15 protein-coding genes are annotated in these 17,934 nt (G+C 70.7%); 8 read left to right on the forward strand and 7 right to left on the reverse strand.

Annotation, left to right across the window (positions count from 1 at the left end; all coding sequences use genetic code 11):
- Window positions 1-12: 12 nt before the first annotated feature.
- Window positions 13-1,467: a PucR family transcriptional regulator gene (locus tag ACTWPT_RS37000; RefSeq protein WP_443182168.1), complete on the reverse strand. Its 1,455-nt coding sequence runs from the start codon at window positions 1,465-1,467 to the stop codon at window positions 13-15.
- 137 nt (window positions 1,468-1,604) lie between these two features.
- Here ACTWPT_RS37000 and ACTWPT_RS37005 point away from each other — a divergent pair, with 137 nt between their 5' ends.
- Genes ACTWPT_RS37005 through ACTWPT_RS37025 form a run of 5 tightly spaced genes read left to right on the forward strand, consistent with a single transcriptional unit; the run spans window position 1,605 to window position 6,919 of the window.
- The gene (locus ACTWPT_RS37005; protein WP_443182169.1) at window positions 1,605-2,465 is read left to right on the forward strand and encodes an ABC transporter substrate-binding protein; all 861 of its coding nucleotides are present in this window, start codon (window positions 1,605-1,607) and stop codon (window positions 2,463-2,465) included.
- Window positions 2,462-3,301 (forward strand): amino acid ABC transporter permease, encoded by an 840-nt coding sequence (locus tag ACTWPT_RS37010; protein WP_443182170.1) that lies wholly within the window; start codon window positions 2,462-2,464, stop codon window positions 3,299-3,301. Before ACTWPT_RS37005 ends, ACTWPT_RS37010 begins: the two co-directional genes overlap by 4 nt.
- The gene (locus ACTWPT_RS37015) at window positions 3,298-4,068 is read left to right on the forward strand and encodes an amino acid ABC transporter ATP-binding protein (RefSeq protein WP_443182171.1); all 771 of its coding nucleotides are present in this window, start codon (window positions 3,298-3,300) and stop codon (window positions 4,066-4,068) included. The genes ACTWPT_RS37010 and ACTWPT_RS37015 overlap by 4 nt, the downstream gene beginning before the upstream one ends.
- 13 nt (window positions 4,069-4,081) lie before the next feature.
- Entirely contained in the window at window positions 4,082-5,809 is a 1,728-nt protein-coding gene (locus ACTWPT_RS37020; protein ID WP_443182172.1) for a thiamine pyrophosphate-binding protein, read from the forward strand.
- Window positions 5,810-5,824: 15 nt separating this feature from the next.
- On the forward strand, window positions 5,825-6,919 hold the full coding sequence (locus ACTWPT_RS37025) for a TetR/AcrR family transcriptional regulator (protein ID WP_443182173.1): 1,095 nt from the start codon (window positions 5,825-5,827) through the stop codon (window positions 6,917-6,919).
- A 50-nt stretch (window positions 6,920-6,969) separates the two neighbouring features.
- On the opposite strand, the gene ACTWPT_RS37030 is transcribed toward ACTWPT_RS37025, so the two are convergent.
- The 6 genes from ACTWPT_RS37030 to ACTWPT_RS37055 all read right to left on the reverse strand — a co-directional run bounded on the left by ACTWPT_RS37030 (window position 6,970) and on the right by ACTWPT_RS37055 (window position 14,276).
- A complete protein-coding gene (locus tag ACTWPT_RS37030; protein WP_443182174.1) occupies window positions 6,970-7,551 on the reverse strand; it encodes a GTP-binding protein in 582 nt (193 codons plus the stop codon).
- Window positions 7,532-7,891, reverse strand: coding sequence for a DUF742 domain-containing protein (locus ACTWPT_RS37035; protein ID WP_443182175.1), 360 nt, complete (start codon window positions 7,889-7,891; stop codon window positions 7,532-7,534). Before ACTWPT_RS37035 ends, ACTWPT_RS37030 begins: the two co-directional genes overlap by 20 nt.
- Entirely contained in the window at window positions 7,888-8,313 is a 426-nt protein-coding gene (locus ACTWPT_RS37040) for a roadblock/LC7 domain-containing protein (protein ID WP_443182176.1), read from the reverse strand. Before ACTWPT_RS37040 ends, ACTWPT_RS37035 begins: the two co-directional genes overlap by 4 nt.
- Entirely contained in the window at window positions 8,294-10,840 is a 2,547-nt protein-coding gene (locus ACTWPT_RS37045) for a nitrate- and nitrite sensing domain-containing protein (protein ID WP_443182177.1), read from the reverse strand. Before ACTWPT_RS37045 ends, ACTWPT_RS37040 begins: the two co-directional genes overlap by 20 nt.
- A gap of 228 nt (window positions 10,841-11,068) precedes the next feature.
- Complete coding sequence (locus ACTWPT_RS37050; protein WP_443182178.1) at window positions 11,069-13,156, reverse strand: beta-galactosidase; 2,088 nt, start codon at window positions 13,154-13,156, stop codon at window positions 11,069-11,071.
- Between the two features lie 133 nt (window positions 13,157-13,289).
- Window positions 13,290-14,276, reverse strand: a complete 987-nt coding sequence (locus ACTWPT_RS37055; protein WP_443182179.1) for a LacI family DNA-binding transcriptional regulator — start codon at window positions 14,274-14,276, stop codon at window positions 13,290-13,292.
- Between the two features lie 376 nt (window positions 14,277-14,652).
- On the opposite strand from ACTWPT_RS37055, the gene ACTWPT_RS37060 reads away from it, so the two are divergent.
- From ACTWPT_RS37060 to ACTWPT_RS37070, 3 genes are read left to right on the forward strand one after another with little or no spacing between them, the layout of a single operon-like run.
- Window positions 14,653-15,573 carry a carbohydrate ABC transporter permease gene (locus ACTWPT_RS37060; protein ID WP_443182180.1) on the forward strand — a complete coding sequence of 307 codons (921 nt, stop codon included), beginning with the start codon at window positions 14,653-14,655 and terminating at the stop codon, window positions 15,571-15,573.
- Window positions 15,570-16,490 carry a carbohydrate ABC transporter permease gene (locus ACTWPT_RS37065; RefSeq protein ID WP_443182181.1) on the forward strand — a complete coding sequence of 307 codons (921 nt, stop codon included), beginning with the start codon at window positions 15,570-15,572 and terminating at the stop codon, window positions 16,488-16,490. Before ACTWPT_RS37060 ends, ACTWPT_RS37065 begins: the two co-directional genes overlap by 4 nt.
- 35 nt (window positions 16,491-16,525) lie before the next feature.
- Window positions 16,526-17,899 carry an ABC transporter substrate-binding protein gene (locus tag ACTWPT_RS37070; protein ID WP_443182182.1) on the forward strand — a complete coding sequence of 458 codons (1,374 nt, stop codon included), beginning with the start codon at window positions 16,526-16,528 and terminating at the stop codon, window positions 17,897-17,899.
- Window positions 17,900-17,934 lie beyond the last annotated feature (35 nt).

The following is a 17,934-nucleotide window of genomic DNA, read 5'->3' on the forward strand; positions in this document are numbered from 1 at the left end:
CACCGCTGAACCTCAGTCCACGAGACCGAGCTGGCGGCCGGCCCGCAACGCCAGCCAGACTTCGGCGAACGCCGCGGTGGACGACAGGTCGCGGCCCGTCAGCTCGGCGAACCTACGCAGCCGGTACGCCAGCGTGTTGGGATGGATGTGCAGCGCGGTCGCGGCGTCCTCGGTGCGCCGGTCGCGCTCCATCCAGGTCCGCACGGACGTCAGCAGCTGCGAGCCGTGCGCGGAGTCGTACGCCAGCACCTTGCCGAGCACGTTCTCGACCAGCGCGGTGAGCGCCCAGGGGTCGTCGGGCAGCCACCTGCCGGTGGTGTCGTCGCCGTAGTGCACCAGGGCGCGCCCCGACTCGGACGCCGAGGACGCCGCCCACACCGCCTCCCGCTTGGGAACCTGCATGGACTCCCCCGGCGGGAAAGGCCTGCTCATGCCGGCCGCCACCTCCGGCAGCGCGGCGACGGCGGCGCCGAGGGCGGGTGAGCCGAGAACGTAGCGGTCCTCGCCCCTGCGGAGCATGAGGTGTGGCTGATCGTCGAGCGCGCGATGAATGGCCTCGTCGGGCACGTTCCTGATCACGAGGAGGGCCAGCTCGGCGTCCACGGGCAGCCCCATCCTGACCAGCCGCCGCCGCGCCGTGGCCGGCTCGAGGACGTCCTGGAGCAGCTCGGACAGGGTTTCCGCGCCCTGGCGGCGCAGCGTCTCGCGCTCGTGGCGGGCCATGGCCACCTGCAGGGCGGCCACGGTGGCGATGTGCTGCACCACGGCCAGCCCGGCGGGCCTGGCGCCCTGGCGTTCGAAGGCGACGAGAAAGCCCGCGGGCCCGCCCGGCGCCGGCACGGGCAGGACGAAGCCCCCGGGAATGGTGGGCGGCGCTTCCGGCTGGGACGGGAGCACGGCCAGATCGGGCACCGGCACTCCCGGCAACAACGGCCGTCCCTGCGGGGTGCAGAGGTAGACCTCATAGCCGGACAACCGTTCGAGACGTTTGAACAACGTCGCGGTGCCGAGGTTCTCCGCCGCCAGCCAGCGCAGCGCGCCGAACACCTGGAGCTGTGCGCCGAGGCGTTGACTGGCGTCCTCCTGCACGGCCGCGGCCACCTCTTGGGCGATCGCGATGAACGGCACCGCCAGCGGCACCTCGAGCACGGGCATCCCCCGCTCCTCTGCGGCCTCGATGAAGGTAGCGTGCAGCGGCGGCACGTGCAGCTGCGCCGACAGGGCGAGCGCGGACACGCCCGCATCGTCGAGCCGTTCCAGATAGGCACGCTGTTTGGCGGCCTGGCGCGGGATCGCGATGCCCGTCGTCATGATGACCTCCGCGCCGAGCAGCCACGGCGTGGGGTCGTCGAGCTCGCTGACGTGCGCCCACGACACCGACCGCCCCAGTCCCGCCTCGCCGGCCAGCAGCCGCAGCTGGAGGGCGGGAGAGCGCAGCAGGTCCTCCACCGACACTTTTGTGGTCACCCACAAAGGATATGGCGCGTCTTCAGGTCTGCCCCGATTGAAGGTCCGCAGTGCGCCCCCCACACTCAATCCCATCCACCTGTATGGGAAGGCACGGGCACCACATGAGAAGAGCACTTGCCATCACCCTCCTCACCGTGAGCGGACTCGCTCTCGCCGGCTGCGCCGCGCCTGAGGAGACCACGGCGGCCCCCACCACCCGGATCTCAGCGGGCGCGAAGGACGAGGCGATCGCCAAGCTGCTCCCCGCGGACATCCGGCAGGCCGGCAAGGTACGCGTGGCCTCCGGCGTCTCCTTCCCGCCGATGGAGTTCTTCGACACCGACAACAAGACCGTGCTCGGGTTCGACGCGGACCTGGGCAAAGCCCTCGGCGAGGTGCTGGGCGTGGAGTTCGCCTTCGAGAACGTCAACTTCGACGGCATCATCGGCGGGCTCAACGCGGGCCGCTACGACCTGGGCCTGACCAGCATGCTCGACAAGAAGGAGCGCCAGCAGCAGGTGGACTTCGTCGACTACCTCAAGTCCGGGTCGGCCCTCATGGTGCCCAAGGGCAACCCGCAGGGCGTCAAGGAAGTCCTCGACATGTGCGGCAAGAAGGTCGCCGTCGAGAAGGCCGCGACCGGCGACCTGCTCGTGGACGACGTCACGAAGAAGTGCGCCGACGGCGGCAAGCCGGCCGTGGAGAAGGTGCCCTTCCCCGACCAGGCGAGCGCCGTGCAGGCCCTGCAGTCCAAGCGGGCCGACATGGTCGCCGCGCTGGACCTGACCCTGGCCTACAGCGTGAAGCAGGCCCCGCAGCAGTTCGAGGTCGCGGTGAGCGCGATCGACCCGCTGCCCGTCGGCATCCCCGTGCCCAAGAACAAGCCGCAGCTGCGTGACGCCGTCCAGGCCGCATTGAAGAAGGTCATCGCGAACGGCACCTACGACCAGCTGCTGGCCAAGTGGAACCTGCAGGCGCAGGCGTTCAAGGACGCCGCGATCAACGCGGGCGCATGATCGACGTTCAGGAGCACGCGACCGAGCCGATCGTTCCGCTGCGGCGCACCGGCCGGTGGGTGGCCGGGGCGGTGCTCGCGGTGCTGGCCGCGATGGCGATCAGCTTCGTGGTGACCACTCCGGCACTGCGGCTCGACCTGGTGGCGGGGTACCTCTTCGAGCGGTCGATCATGCGCGGGCTGCTGCTCACGATCGAGCTGACGGTGCTCGCCATGCTGGCGGGCGTGGTGCTCGGCACGGCGCTGGCGATCATGCGCCTCTCGGACAACCCGCTGTTGCGCTGGGTCTCCGCCGCGTACGTGTGGCTCTTCCGCGGCACGCCCATCCTGGTTCAGCTGCTGTTCTGGTTCTTCCTGGGCGCGGTGATGCCGCGGATCAGCATCGGAATCCCCTTCGGGCCCGAGTTCTTCTCCGCGCCGGTCAACACGCTGATCACCCCGTTCACCGCGGCCATCCTCGGCCTCGGGCTGAACGAGGCCGCGTACATGGCCGAGATCGTCAGGGCGGGCATCGGTTCCGTGGACCCGGGGCAGCGGGAGGCCGCCGAGGCACTCGGCATGCGGCCGGCGCTGGTCTACCGGCGGGTCATCCTGCCGCAGGCGGCCCGGGTGATCGTGCCCCCGACCGCCAACGAGACGATCTCGATGCTCAAGCTCACCTCCTTGGTTCTGGTCATCGGGCTGCCGGACCTGCTGACCAGCGCCCAGCTGATCTACGGCAGGAACTTCCAGCAGATCCCGCTGCTGATCGTCGCCAGCCTCTGGTATCTCGTGCTGACCACGCTGCTGACGTTCGCCCAGTCGAGGCTCGAACGGCGACTCGGAGGTCACGTATGAACGACGTGACGCCGCTGCTCGTCGCGCGGGCCGTACGCAAGAGCTTCGGCAAGGTCGAGGTGCTCAAGGGCATCGACCTGACGGTGCGTCCCGGCCAGGTGGTGTGCCTGCTCGGCCCGTCCGGCTCGGGCAAGTCGACGTTCCTTCGGTGCGTGAATCACCTCGAACGGCTCGACGGCGGGGAGATCTGGGTCGACGGCCACCTGGTCGGCTACCGCCGCTCCGGCGGGAAGAAGTACGAGATGCGCCCACGCGAGGTGGCCGACCAGCGGCGCGACATCGGCATGGTGTTCCAGCGCTTCAACCTCTTCCCGCATCGCACGGCGCTGGAGAACATCATGGAGGCGCCCTTGCACGTGCTCGGCTGCCCCCGCGAGGCCGTCCGGCAGGCGGCGCTCGACCTGCTGCGGCGGGTCGGCATGGAGGAGCGGGCCGGCCACTACCCCGCCCAGCTCTCCGGCGGCCAGCAGCAGCGGGTCGCGATCGCCAGGGCCCTCGCCATGCAGCCCAAGCTGATGTTGTTCGACGAGCCGACCAGCGCGCTCGATCCCGAGCTCGTCGGCGAGGTCCTCGACGTCATGAAGGATCTCGCCGGGGCCGGGATGACGATGATCGTGGTGACGCACGAGATCGGGTTCGCCCGCGAGGTCGCCGACCACGTCGTCTTCATGGACGACGGGGTGGTGGTCGAGGCGGGACCGGCCGCCGAGCTGATCGCCCATCCCCAGCACCAAAGGACCAAGGCCTTCCTGGCCAAGGTCCTCTAGAAAGGAACACAACATGCCACCGGGACCCGCCGACGCAGCGCAGCAAGCCGTGAGGACAGGCGGCGACCTGGTCGTCGAGTCGCTCGCCGCGCTGGGGGCCACCACGGTCTTCGGCGAGCCCGGGCAGCACGCGCTGGGCCTGTTCGACGCACTTCGCCGAGCAGCCCTGCGGTACGTGGGCTGCCGCACCGAGTTGAGCGTCGCGCTCGCCGCCGACGGCCATGCCCGCCGGAGCTCGGCTACCGGCTCGGTCACGCCGTTCCTGGTGTCCACCGGCCCGGGCGCGCTGGGCACGCTGCCCGCGCTCATGGAGTCCCGTGCGGCCGGCGTCCCCGTTCTGGGCATCAGCAGCCAGATCCCGGCGGACGGGCTGGGCGGCAGGCGCAAGGGGTACCTGCACGAGCTGCCCGACCAGGCCGCGTCGTTCCGTGACGTCGTGAAGTCGGTCCATGTGGTGCGGACGGCCGGTCAGATCGTGCCCGCGCTGGCCCAGGCGTGGGAGATCGCGCTCACCGCGCCCGCGGGTCCTGTCTGGGTGGAGATCCCGCAGGACGTGCTGCTCGGCGCGACGGACATTCCCCCGGTCGTCGATCTCCGGGTGGCGCCGAGACCGCTCACCCCGCGGGCCGAGCTCGTCACCGCGGCAGCGGACTTGCTGGCCCGGGCGAGCGCACCGGTGATCCTGGCCGGCGGGGGCGTGGCCCGCGCCGGCGCTCAGGCGGCTCTGCTGGAGCTGGCCGAGGAACTGAGTGCGCCGGTCGCCACCACGTTCGGTGCGAAGGGCGCCTTCCCCTGGGAGCACCCGCTGTCGCTGCAGTCGTGGCTGGAGGACCGGCATCTGACGGCGTTCCTTGAGGACGCCGACGTGCTGCTGGTCGTGGGCTCGGGCCTGGGGGAACTGTCCAGCAACTACCACACGATGCGGCCGCGCGGCCGCGTCATCCAGATCGAGGCCGACCTCGGCAAGCTGGAATCCAACCATCCGGCGCTGGCCATCCACGCGGACGCGCGATTGGCCCTGGAGGCGCTGGCACCGGCCGTCAAGGCAGCGGCCTCGAAGCCCGGCCGTGGGCCGGCCGTGCGATCCGCCCAGGGATCAGCCGCGGGCACCGGCCGCGGCGTGGCGGCGCGGGACGCGGTGCGCGACGTGCTCGGGCGGGTCGCCGAGCGCCTGGACACGCAGGACCTCGCGGTCGAGCGGGCGCTGCTCGCGGCCGTGGACCGGGCGCTCCCGCCGGACGCGCTGAGCTTCTGGGACATGACGATCCTCGCGTACTGGGCCTGGTCCGCCTGGCCGCGGCCGATGGAGTCGGCGCAGGGCGCGGGCGGGCTCGGCTACGCGCTCCCCGCGGCGCTCGGCGCGGCCGCCGCCACCGGCGAGCCGGTGCTCGCGGTCAGCGGTGACGGCGGAGCGATGTACGGCCTGGCCGAGCTGGCCACACTCCGCCAGCATCACCTCGACGTGACCTGGTTGATCGTGGACGACGGCGGTTACGGCATCCTGCGCGAGTACATGACCGGCGCGTTCGGCGCCGCCACGGGGACCGAGCTGGCCCGGCCGGACTTCGTCGCGCTCGCGGACGCCTTCGGAGTGCCCGCCTGCCGCACCACCCCGGCAGACCTGGAAGATGACCTCGCGCGGGCGCTGCGAACGCCGGGACCGAGCGTCGTGGTGCTGCCCGCGACCCTCCGCATGTTCACCCCGACGCATCTGGGTGATAAGAACATCCGAATGATGTGAGTATGAGGGGGCGCAATGGTCCGGCTGACCCGGGCGCAACAGCAGGAACGCACCCGAGCGGCCGTGCTGGCCGCCGCGAGGGAGGAGTTCGCCGAGCGCGGATACGCCGACGCCAAGATCGACCGGATCGCGGAGCGCGCCGATCTGACCCGTGGCGCGGTCTACTCCAACTTCCCGAGCAAGCGCGCGCTCTACCTGGCGGTCCTGATCGGCTCGATCGAGCACGCGGACGCCGCCGCGGCGCCGTCGCCGCCGGACCTGGCCGAGGCGGTGGGCGCGTTCGCCCGCGTCTGGCTCGAACGGCTGCCGTTGACCGGCGACACGCCCGCCGGCGCGAGCCTGCGGCTGCGCTCGCTGGCCGGGGTGTTCGACGACGAGCCGGGCCGCACCGTGCTGGCGGAGGTCACCAGGCTGGAGGCGCTGCTGCTCGCGCTCGCGCTGGAGTCATGTGTGCCGCGCCACACCAGGCGGGTACGCCTGGCCGAGCTGGCCCTCACACTGCTCACCGGAGCCGGCCACCTGGCCGATGCGGCACCGGGCTTCGGCGACCCCTTCGACGTGGCCCGCGCCTGCCGGCACCTGGCCGGCCTCGACCTCGCCGACACGTGGGACCCGCCGCACCTGCCCTACATCACCCCCGCGCGACCCGCCCAGGACGCCTGGCAGCCGCCCGCGGAACTGCCTGATCAGGTCACCGGTCACCCGGTCGGATTCGACGCCGACGGCGTGATCGCGGTCCTCGGCGCCGGCCGGCTGGCGGCGGCCGAGGAAGCCGTCCGCGCCGCCCACCCGGACGACCGGATCACCGTGGCCGTCGTGACCGACGATCCCGCCGAGATCGGCCTGCTCGTGCGGCTCAGGATCAGTGACCTCACCGGCTGCCTGCGACGGGTGTTCGCACCGGACGCCTGGCCCGGCCTCCGCCTCGTCCTCGACGAGGGCGCCGTCCTCGCCTCCGCCCTCGGGATCCAGGACCCCGATGACGCCACCGAGGCCGCGGTACGCATCCGGGCAGGCAAGATCTCCGCCCGGGCACACGGCAGAGGCGCCGCCCACGCCGCGGCCGCTCAGTGGCGTGGGCTGCCCAACGTGACGAGGAGGTCTTCGTGAAGCTGGAACCACACCGTGTGGTACGAGGCGCCTCATGGCGGCCCGCACGGTCATGGGCCTTCCACCGCGTACGTGACCAGCGTGGTGAGCACGCGCTTGACCGACTCGCGATCGCGCACGTCGCACAGCACGATCGGGATGATCTCGTTCAGCGAGAGCGCCCGCCGCACCTTCGCCGGGTCGTGGCGGCGGGCACCGTCGAAGCAGTTCACGGCGACCAGGAACGGGACGCCGCGCTGCTCGAAGTAGTCCACCGCGGGGAAGCAGTCCTCCAGGCGCCGGGTGTCGGCGAGCACGACCGCGCCCAGCGCGCCGAGAGCCAGCTCGTCCCACATGAACCAGAACCGGTCCTGCCCGGGCGTGCCGAACAGGTACAACCACAGCCCCTCGCGGATCGTGATGCGGCCGAAATCCAGCGCCACAGTGGTCGTGGTCTTGGCCTCCACCCCCGAGGTGTCGTCCACCCCGACGCCTCGCTCGCTCAGCAACTCCTCGGTGTGCAGTGGCCGGATCTCGCTGATCGTGCCCACCATGGTCGTCTTGCCGACGCCGAAGCCGCCTGCGATGAGGATCTTGATGGCCAAGGCCGAGGCGACCGCGGTCGCCCCCGGCTCAGAGGCTGCGTAGTCCATGCAGCACTTCCCTGTAGATGCGTTCGTCGATCGTCTGCGCCACCGGGCGCGGGCGCTCGATGGTGACAAAGCCCTCGCGCCGCAGGTCGCCCAGGATCACCCGAGTGATGTTGAGCGGCAGCCTGAGGTGCGCCGCGACATCGGCCACCGGCGTGGGCCTGCGGCACAACGACAGCACGGCGCGATGCTCCGGGATCAGCTCCGCGGAGTCGTAGGAGCCGGAGCTCGCGCCGACCGTTGTGACTATCGCCACCAGGTCGAACGCCTCGCCCTGCGGACGCGCCCTGCCCCCGGTCAGCCCGAACAGCCGGATCAGCGGCCCGGGATCCTCCCCTGTCACGCTCTCGCGCCGTTCCAGGCGGGTGCCGGTGCCGCCCCCCTCGGCTGTGCGGTGAGGTGCTCGCCCACCCGCTTGACCATGAGCGCCATCTCGTACGTGACCATGCCCAGGTCGGCGTCACCCGAGGCGAGCACGGCCAGCCGGGCGCCCTGGCCCGCCGCGGTGACGAACAGGAAGCCGCCTTCCAACTCGATGATCGTCTGCCGTACGCCGCCCATGCCGAAGTGCCGTCCCGCGCCCATGGCGAGGCTATGGCTGCCGGCGGAGATGGCGGACAAGTGCTCGGCGTCCTCCCGGGTGAGCTCACGGGAGCCGCCCATGGCCAGCCCGTCGGCGGACAGCACGATGGCATGCCGGATGCCGGGGACGCGCTGGGTGAGGTCGTCGAGCAGCCAGCTCAGTTCATTTCTGGGGTCGGGCATCGGGATGGTCGTCCTTTCGATTCCACATGTCTTGTCCATGCTCCGCTTGGCGGCGGCCCTGCTGCCAGCCGCGCTGCATGGATGACATGAGCTGTGCGTGCTCCTCCGGCGAGCGCGCCGAGACCGCGCGCGGCTCCACGCGCCCGGTGGCACGCAGCTGGGGAGCCATGCTGGCCTGCGGGATCCGCATCGGCAGCCCGTCGAGGTCCTCGGTCGTCTCCTGGGCCGGCACCGTGACGCTCCACTCGACGGCCGGCGAGGAGGGCCTGGCCGCCTTCTTCGGCGTCGGCCTGGTCCCCGGCTCAGCGGCGAACCCGTTGCCCAGCCGGTTGTCCGGCCCGTCGCCCGGCGCGGCGCCGCGCGCCGGGCGCGGCCTCACTGCCGGGCTCGCCTCGAACCAGGTCACGCGCTCGGGCTCGGGTACCCGGGCAGCCGCCTCCGGCGCACCGTCCGAAACGTCCAGGTCCGCCGATACGGTCCGGTCCGCCGGGATGGCCGGGAACGACTCCGGGACGACGGCCGTCCCGCGGGCCGGGGCGTCGGCGGTAGCCGTGCCGAGCGCCCGCATGGGCCTGCCCGCCGGAGCTCGGCGGCCGGCGTGCTCCGCCGGCCGCGCCACCGGGGCGGCGGGCGGGGGGTCGCCGCCGGCCAGCAACGCGGAGGGCAACAGCACGATCGCGGTGGTCCCGTCGTACGGCGAGCGCCGCAGCATGATCTTGATGCCGTGCCGCGCGGCCAGCCTGGACACCACGAACAACCCGAGCCGGTCGCTGTCGGCCAGGTCGAACTCCGGCGGCTCGGCCAGCCGGGCGTTGAGCCCGTCGAGTGTGGCCTGGTTCAGCCCCAGACCCCGGTCCTCCACCTCGAGCGCGAAACCGTTGGCCGCCGTCATGCTGCGGATCTGCACGCTCGTATTGGGCGGGGAGTAGACGGTGGCGTTCTCCACCAGCTCGGCGACCAGGTGGATCACGTCGGTGACCGCGGCGCCGACCAGCAGCGGGGCATTCGGCATCGGCGTGACGGTGACGCGAGTGTAGTCCTCGACCTCCAGCACCGCCGCGCGGACGACGTCGAACAGCGGCACCGGGTCACGCCAGCGGCGCGCCGGGGCGGAGTCGGACAAGATGATCAGATTCTCCGCGTGCCGCCGCATGCGGGTGGTCAGGTGGTCGAGCTTGAACAGGTCCTCCAGGACCTCGGGCTCGTCGACCCGCCGCTCCATGGTGTCGAGCAGGGCGAGCTGGCGGTGGAGCAGCGCCTGGTTACGCCGGGCCAGGTTGAGGAAGACCTGGCCGACGCCCTTGCGCAGGCTCGCCTGACCCACCGCGGCCTCGACCGCCGTGCGGCGTACCGCGGAGAACGCGTGCACCAGGCGATCGACCTCGGCGGTGTCGGCCGGGTCGAGGACGGGGGCCTCGGCGGCCGGGTCCACGTCGTCACCGCGGCGCAGCCGCTCGACCAGCCGGGGCAGCCGCTGCTCGGCCATCTCGGCGGCCGACGCCTGCAGCTTCTTGAGCTCGTCGATCAGCGAGCGGCCGAACCGGTACGACAGCGCCACCGACGCGAGCACCGCGACCAGGCCGAGGACCAGGACCAGCCCGATCCGCCAGTACGCCCCGGTCTTCAGCGCCTCGGCCTCCGCCGCGGTGCGGTCGAGCTCCCGCCGCGTGTCGAGGTAGATCGCGCCGAGCATGGAATCGGTGTCGCTCTTCCACTCAGCGGGGTCCACCGGCGGCGCGCCACCGCTGGTGTCCCACGTGAACAGCTCGTCCTCGGTGTCCACCAGCCGCTTGTACGCGGTGCTCTCGACGAGCTTGTTGAAATTCTCCCGCAACTCGGGGCCGACGTCGCGCTCGGCGTTGGCGAAGACGATCCGGCGGCTGGTGAACGCGGCGACGAACGCGGCACGGTCGGTGGGCGTCATCCTGCGTTGCACCATCGTGTTGGTGAGCACTGCGTGCTCCCGGCCCAGGTACTCCCCTGCGGCGCTGTAGGCGGCCATCCCTCGCACCGAACGGAAGGACGAGACGTCGCTCAGCGCGTCGCGGTCATTGAACTGCTTGTTGACGACGTCGATCAGGGTGTTGTACGCGTCGGTGACCGCCAGTGGCGGGGCCAGCACGCCCCCGTCGGCGGACTCACGCAGCGACCGTAACCCGTCCAGCGCCTGCAACAGCGCCCGCACCTGGGCCGGGGTCTCGCCGTCCGCCGACTCGCCGCCAACGGACCCGATGACCTGGCGCAACTGCTCGGCCTTGGCATCGGTGACCCGCCGCTGATGGGCCAGAGGCACGGACACCCCGGTGTCGCCCGCCGCCTCGGCGGAGAGCTGCCGCTCCCGCTGCAGTTCGACGATCAGCTGCAGCACCGGCGACCCGATGCCCTCCCAGCGGTCCTGCGCCTGGGAGACCGTGACGATCTCATCCACGCTCGAGTAGGCGATGAACCCCCACAGGACGACCATGGAGACCAGCGGGAGCAGGAGGATCCTGAGCAGCTTGGTACGGATCGTCGGGGGCGAGCTCATCCATTTTGTCCAATTCCGCACGTGGTGATGCGCCGCTGAGCAGTCGTGAGCCGGTACCGCCCCCGAGAATGCCTGCCACGACTGGGACGCCTGTGGTTGGTCCACTATGCCCATGGGGCAGATGTACTTCAAGGTACGGATGCGAAGAATCATCCCGAATGGCGTGCTGACTCTTTGTCAGCGCACGGTTCGTGACCGTAACAGCGGAGATCTCACGCAGAGTGATGGTTATTGGACTCGCCGGAGCACAGCGACGCCCGAGGGTGGCAGGGTGACGACACCGACCCCTTCGCCCGATGAGTCGAGTGCGGCGGTCCACCCGCCGGGGAGGGTGATGTCGTGTTTGTCGCCGGTGTGATTCAGCAAGATCAGGAAGCTGCGCCCGGCGCCCTCGCGGACGCTCGCCTGCACCCCGGCAGGCAGGCCCTCGACGACGGGAGTCACTCCCGCTTCGGCGAGCGCCAGGCCGAGCACCGCCCGCATGGTGGCCGCGTCGAGGCGGGTCGAGAGGTAGCGTGCCGTCCCCTCACCGAACTCGTGCCGGGTCACGGCCGGGCGGCCGGCCCAGTCCGGGGAGTCGAAGGCGATCTCCAGCTCGGCGCCGGCCAGCTGGAGATCCTCGCGCCACAGGTCGGCGACCCCTTCGAGGTGCGCGAGCGCCCCGTAGCCGCGGACGGGAAACGTCTCGTGCTCGGCCGCCGGGCAGAACTCCTCGACCCGCACCCCGAGGACCTCGCGCAACGGCGCGGGATAACCGCCCAGGTGGACCCGGTCGTGCTCGTCGACGATCCCGCTGAAGAAGGAGACGACCAGCGCGCCGCCGCCGGAGACGTACGCCGAGACCCGCCGCGCGTCCTCGCTCGACAGGAGGTACAGGTTAGGCACGACAACGAGCGCGTAGCCGGCCAGGTCGGCCGAGGGCGGCACCACGTCCACGCCCATGCCGAGGTCGAACAGGGGACCGTAGTGGTCGAGCAGGCGGTCCTCCTGGCGTACGCCGTCCGAGGGGTGGGAGTCGAGCTCGAGGGCCCACCAGCTGTTCCAGTCGAGCAGGATCGCCACCCGGTTGCGGACCCGCGTGCCGACCAGGTCGGGCACCGAGGCCAGCTCCTTGCCGAGCGCGGCGATCTCGCGGTACACGCGGCTGTCGGCCCCCGCGTGCGGCACCATGCCCGAGTGGAACTTCTCGGCGCCGCCTCGTGACTGCCGCCACTGGAAGTAGAGGATCGCGTCGGCGCCGTGCGCGATGGCCTGCCAGCTCCACAGCCGCATCTGGCCCGGCTGCTTGATCGCGTTCCTGGCCCGCCAGTTCACCGCGCTCGGCGCCTGCTCCATCAGAATCCAGGGCGCCCCTCCCCCGGCGCCCCGCATCGTGTCGTACACCAGGCCGGGGAACAGATGCGGCCGCTCCGCGTGGGGGTCGGGGTAGGAGTCGACCGCCACGACGTCCAGCCTCGGCGCCCAGTCGAAGACGTCGACGGCCTTCAGCCCCATCAGGAAGTTCGTGGTGATCGGCACCTCGGGGGTGACCCGCCGCAGGATGCCGGCTTCCAGGTCGAAGCAGGCGCGCAACGCCTCGTTGCTGAAGCGCAGGTAGTCGAGTTGCTGGGCCGGATTGGGGTACGTCGGAGCCACCCGGGGCGGGCGGATGTGGTCGAAGGATGCGTAACGCTGCGACCAGAAGTCCGTCGACCAGGCGTCGTTCAGCGTCTCGACGTCGTCGGCGTACCGTTCCCGCAGCCAGCGGCGGAAGTCGTCCGCCGACACCTCGCAGTAGCAGGCGGGGATGTGGCAGCCGTACTCGTTGCCGATGTGCCACAACCCGACGGCCGGATGGCCGCGGTAGTGCGCGGCCAGGCGCTCCACCAGCAGCGCGGCCCGTTCCCGGTAGACCGGGCTGGACGGGCAGAAGTGCTGGCGTCCGCCGGGCCCCAGCACGGTGCCGTCCGCGGTGACCGGAAGGATCTCGGGATGCTCGTGGACGAGCCAGGGCGGCGGCGAAGCGGTCATGGTGGCCAGGTCGGCCGTGATCCCGTGCGCGTGCAGGTCATCCAGGACCTGGTCGAAGAAGGAGAAGTCGTACGCTCCGCGCGCCGGCTCCACGCGGGCCCAGCCGAACACGCCGACGGAGACGAGGTTGACTCGGGCTTCGGCCATGAGCCGCAGGTCCTCCGCCCTCGTCTCGGCCGGCCACTGCTCGGGGTTGTAGTCGCCGCCGAAGGCCACACCGCCCAGCCGGCGCCAGAGCCGGTCGCCCGGGGACGGGGCGCCGGCAGTGCCGGGGACCGGCGTGACATCGCGAGGTACGGCGTTCATCGTCGGCGCGACGGCCTCGGCAGGCGAGGTCGCCGCTCCTCCTTTCACTTCGTCGCGGCCGTGGTGGGGCCGGCGGGGATCGCTGGATGGTGGCTTGGTGGAGGGGCGCGGGAGGGCGGGCAAGACGGCGGGATCAGGCTGAAGGCGGCGCGGCGGTGCTCTCCCGGACGATCAACTCGGGAGCGACGAAAGCGGTGGCGGACGGCGCCGCGCCGCCTTCGATCTGGTCGACCATGAGTGACACGATCCGCTCCGCCACCACGTCGAAGTCCTGGTGGACGGTGGTGAGCGGCGGGGACAGGTAAGCCGACTCGTCGAGGTCGTCGAACCCGGCGATGCTGACGTCCTCGGGGACGCGCCGGCCCGCCTGGATCATCGCGCGCATCACGCCGAGCGCCATCTGGTCGTTGGCGGCGAAGACAGCCGTCACGCCGGGCCGCCGGGCCAGGACGCGGCCGGCCTGGTAGCCGCTGCCCGCGCTCCAGTCCCCGTACAACACCTGCGGGACCGTGGCGCCCGCGTCCTTGAGCGTCGCGTGCCAGGATTCGGCCCGGCGCCGCGCGGCGTAGGAGTCCTCGGGCCCGGCGACGTGCCAGACCGTCCGGTGGCCGAGGTCGAGCAGGTGACGGGTGACGAGCCGGGCGCCGAGCGCCTGGTCGGTGTCGACCATGGGATGGCGGTGGCTGACGTCGCCGTCAGCCATCACGACCGGCACGCCCGGCGGCAGGCGGAGCGCCGGCGTGTCGAGGATCTGGGCTTCGATGAGCACGATGCCGTCGACCGCCTGCATCGTGAGCTGGTCGAACGCCTCGTGCACGGCCTGCTCGGTCTGCGACTCGATGGCGATCATGTTCACGGTGTAGCCGGCGCGCTGCGCCGCCCGCGTGACGGCGTCGACCGTGCGGGCGTTGCCGAAGGCGCCGAGCCCGAAGCTGATCAGGCCCAGGGTGCGGAACTGGCCGGTGACCAGGGCACGGGCGGCCGTGTTGGGCCGGTAGCCGAGGACCCGCATGGCCGACAGGACCCGCTGGCGGGTCTCTTCCTCCACGTTGGTGCGGTTGTTGGCCACCCGGGAGACCGTCTGGCTGGAGACCCCGGCCATCGCGGCGACATCGGCCATGGACGGCCGTCTGCGCGTGCGCCGTCCTGCCGCCGTTTCCTGGGCCGCCCCGTCCACTCACACCTCCGTACGAAGTCTCGCACGATGTTTACGCAAACATAGCCGCTCCGTCAACGGCCACTTCCGTACGCAACAAATGTGGCGAAAATAGGCAGTTGTGTTAACTGACGGTTACCTATTGACATGATTCCGGCGGCAAGTCCAGACTACGGACCATCTTCATCATGTTTGCGCAAACACACGAGCGTCGCGACTGCCACGCCAGGCAGGGCACGGTGGCGCAGGTAGCGGTGCGGTTCCCAGGCCGCCCACGCCCCGACAAGGAGAGTTCAGTGCCAGTTCCTATGGCAACGCGAACATCGCAGTGGAGCACGGGATGACCGCGCCGGCCACCGAGCTCCGACGGGCCGGCCTCGCCCGGCCGTTCCTGCGCCTGCGTGTTGCCGGCTACGCCTTCTTCCTGCCGTTCTTCGTGGTCTTCCTGATCACGGTGGTCGCGCCGCTGATGTACGCGATCTACCTCAGCTTCTTCCAGGACCGCCTGATCGGCGGCACGGTCTTCGCCGGTCTGGCCAACTACACCCGCGCCGTCGGCGACGCGTTGTTCGGCGCCGGCCTGCTCCGCGTGGCGCTCTTCCTGGTTGTGCAGGTGCCCGTCATGCTGCTCATCGCCCTGGGATGCGCGCTCGCGATCGACAGCGGCAGACTCCGTTGGCCGTCCCTGTTCCGTATCACGATCTTCATGCCGTATGCGGTGCCGGCCGTGGTGGCGGCCCTCATGTGGGGCTACATGTACGGCGACGAGTTCGGCCTGGTGGGCCAGATCGGCGACGCCCTCGGCGTCACGCTCCCCGACCTGATGTCGCGCTCCTGGATGCTGGGCTCCATCGGCAACATGGTGACCTGGGAGTTCGTCGGCTACAACATGATCATCCTGTACGCCGCGCTGCGGGCCATCCCGGAGGAGCTCTACGAGGCCGCCGAGATGGACGGCGCGGGGGCGATCCGCATCGCCTGGAGCATCAAACTGCCGGCCCTGCGCCCCGCCTTGCTCGTGGCCACGATCTTCTCGATCATCGGCAGCTTCCAGCTCTTCAACGAGCCGAACATCCTCCAGAAGCTCGCACCCTCGGTGATCACCACGAACTACACGCCCAACATGTACGCCTACAACCTCGCGTTCAACGGCCAGCAGATCAACTACTCGGCCGCCGTGGCCGTGGTGCTCGGCCTCGTCACCGTCGTCGTGGCGTACGCGGTGCAGCTCATCACCGCGAGAAGGGAGAAGACGCTGTGACGGCCCTCGCCGGCGCGCCGCCCGCCGCCGCTCATCGGGGCGCGCACCGCTCCGCCAAACCCAGACGCCGGGGCAAGAGCCCGACCCTCACCGTGATCATGCTGGTGATGTTCGGGTACGCGGTCCTGCCGCTGTTCTGGCTGCTGGCCAACGCCAGCAAGAGCGGCGCGGACCTGTTCGCCACCTTCGGGCTCTGGTTCGGCGGGGACTTCAACCTGTTCGCCAACATCGGCGACACCCTGAGCTACCAGAACGGCATCTTCCTGCGCTGGTTCGGCAACACCGTGCTCTACTCCGTCGTTGGTGCGGGCGGGGCGGCCCTGCTGGCCACCATCGGCGGGTACGCCCTGGCGAAGTACGACTTCCCCGGCCGCAAGCTGCTGTTCGCGGTGGTGCTCGGCGCGATCTCCATCCCGGGCACGGCCCTGGCGGTGCCGACGTACCTGCTGTTCAGCCAGATCGGGCTCGTCGACACCCCGTGGGCGGTGCTCATCCCGTCATTGTGCAGCCCGTTCGGCCTCTACCTGATGCGCGTCTACGCGGCCGACGCGGTGCCCGACTCGATCCTGGAGTCAGCCCGCATCGACGGGGCGAGCGAGTTCCGGATCTTCCGCACCATCGCGCTGCGGCTGCTCGCCCCAGGATTCGTCACGGTCCTGCTCTTCTCGCTGGTCGCGACGTGGAACAACTACTTCCTGCCGCTGATCGTGCTCAACACGCCGGACTGGTTCCCGCTCACCGTCGGGCTCAACCAGTGGAACGCCCAGGCCAACAGCGGCACCTCAGGCGCCGGCGACGCCACGTACACCATCATCCTGACCGGCAGCCTGCTGTCGATCGTGCCGTTGATCATCGCCTTCCTGCTGCTCCAGCGGTTCTGGCAGTCGGGCCTCGCCACCGGCAGCGTCAAGCAGTAACCCCGCCAATCCCCCGTTATTTGAGGAAAACGCCCATGAGAACACTTTCTTCGCGGCGCGGTGCGATGACCGCCGGGGTCGCCGCCGCCCTGTCACTGGCACTGGCCGCGTGCGGCGGCGGCAGCGGCGGGGGCGCCACCACCGCCCCGGCCGCCGCCCCGAGCGCGACGGCCGCCGTCCAGGACGCGCTGAGCAAGCCGGCCGAGCTGACCTTCTGGACGTGGGTCACGGGGATCGAGAAGACCGTCGCCCGCTTCCAGGCGAAATATCCGAACATCAAGATCAACGTGGTGAACGCGGGCCAGTCCGCCGACCAGTACACCAAGCTGCAGACCGCGATCAAGGCCGGGTCCGGCGCGCCCGACGTGGCGCAGATCGAGTATTTCGCGCTGCCCCAGTTCGCGCTCTCCAAGCAGGTCGTCAACCTCGCCGAGCACGGCGCCGACGCGCTCAAGGACAAGTTCGCCCCCGCGGCGTGGGGCCAGGTGGCGATCAACGGCGGCGTGTACGGCATCCCGCAGGACACCGGCCCGATGGCGATGTTCTACCGCAAGGACATCTTCGAGAAGCTGAAGATCGAGCCGCCGAAGACGTGGGCGGAGTTCACCGAGGCGGCCAAGAAGATCAAGGCCGACAACCCGGACAACTTCATCACCTCCATCGACCCCGGTGACGCCGGCGGTGTGGACAGCCTGATCTGGCAGGCGGGCGGCACGCCGTTCAAGACGTCGGGCGAGAACCAGGTCAGCGTCACGCTCGCCACCGACCCCGGCGTCAAGCAGTTCGTCGGCAACTTCGGCACGCTGCTCGGCGAGAAGCTGGTCGACCCGCAGCCCGGCTGGACCGACGAGTGGTGGAAGGGCATGGGCTCCGGCAAGTACGCGGTCTGGATGACCGGCGCCTGGGCGCCGAACGGCATCATCAACTCCATCCCTCAGACGAAGGGCAAGTGGGCGGTCGCCCCGATGCCGCAGTACGACGCGGCCAAGCCGATCAACGCCGAGAACGGCGGCTCGTCGGTGGCGGTCATCCCGCAGAGCAAGAACGTCCCGGCCGCCGTCGCCTTCGCGCAGTGGCTGAACTCCGACCCGGAGGCGGTCAAGTCGCTGAACGAGGAGGCCGGCCTGTTCCCCGCCACGAAGACGCTGCTCGACGACCCGGCGTTCCGTGACACGCCGCAGGAGTTCTTCGACGGGCAGAAGATCAACCAGGTCCTCGGCGACGCCTCGTCCGCCGTGAAGGCCGACTGGCAGTACCTCCCGTTCCAGGTGTACGCCAACAGCATCTTCAAGGACACCGTGGGCCAGGCCATCGACGGCGGCGGCGACCTGGCCGCCGCGCTGAAGACCTGGCAGGACCGCATCACCGCGTTCGGCACCGAGCAGGGCTTCACGCTCTCGAACGGCTGACCGGCCCGGACGAGCGGCGGCCCGGCGGGGGGTGC

The sequence above is a fragment of the Nonomuraea sp. 3N208 genome (genome assembly GCF_052245935.1).
Classification (GTDB): domain Bacteria; phylum Actinomycetota; class Actinomycetes; order Streptosporangiales; family Streptosporangiaceae; genus Nonomuraea.

What these genes read in the sequence shown, in the direction of transcription:
- ACTWPT_RS37070 (WP_443182182.1), top strand. Translation starts at nt 16,526, where the DNA reads ATGAGAACACTTTCTTCGCGGCGCGGTGCGATGACCGCCGGGGTCGCC.
- ACTWPT_RS37025 (WP_443182173.1), top strand. Translation starts at nt 5,825, where the DNA reads ATGGTCCGGCTGACCCGGGCGCAACAGCAGGAACGCACCCGAGCGGCC.
- ACTWPT_RS37030 (WP_443182174.1), bottom strand. Translation starts at nt 7,551, where the DNA reads ATGGACTACGCAGCCTCTGAGCCGGGGGCGACCGCGGTCGCCTCGGCC.
- ACTWPT_RS37040 (WP_443182176.1), bottom strand. Translation starts at nt 8,313, where the DNA reads ATGCCCGACCCCAGAAATGAACTGAGCTGGCTGCTCGACGACCTCACC.
- ACTWPT_RS37055 (WP_443182179.1), bottom strand. Translation starts at nt 14,276, where the DNA reads ATGGCCGATGTCGCCGCGATGGCCGGGGTCTCCAGCCAGACGGTCTCC.
- ACTWPT_RS37020 (WP_443182172.1), top strand. Translation starts at nt 4,082, where the DNA reads ATGCCACCGGGACCCGCCGACGCAGCGCAGCAAGCCGTGAGGACAGGC.
- ACTWPT_RS37045 (WP_443182177.1), bottom strand. Translation starts at nt 10,840, where the DNA reads ATGAGCTCGCCCCCGACGATCCGTACCAAGCTGCTCAGGATCCTCCTG.
- ACTWPT_RS37060 (WP_443182180.1), top strand. Translation starts at nt 14,653, where the DNA reads ATGACCGCGCCGGCCACCGAGCTCCGACGGGCCGGCCTCGCCCGGCCG.
- ACTWPT_RS37015 (WP_443182171.1), top strand. Translation starts at nt 3,298, where the DNA reads ATGAACGACGTGACGCCGCTGCTCGTCGCGCGGGCCGTACGCAAGAGC.
- ACTWPT_RS37010 (WP_443182170.1), top strand. Translation starts at nt 2,462, where the DNA reads ATGATCGACGTTCAGGAGCACGCGACCGAGCCGATCGTTCCGCTGCGG.
- ACTWPT_RS37050 (WP_443182178.1), bottom strand. Translation starts at nt 13,156, where the DNA reads ATGAACGCCGTACCTCGCGATGTCACGCCGGTCCCCGGCACTGCCGGC.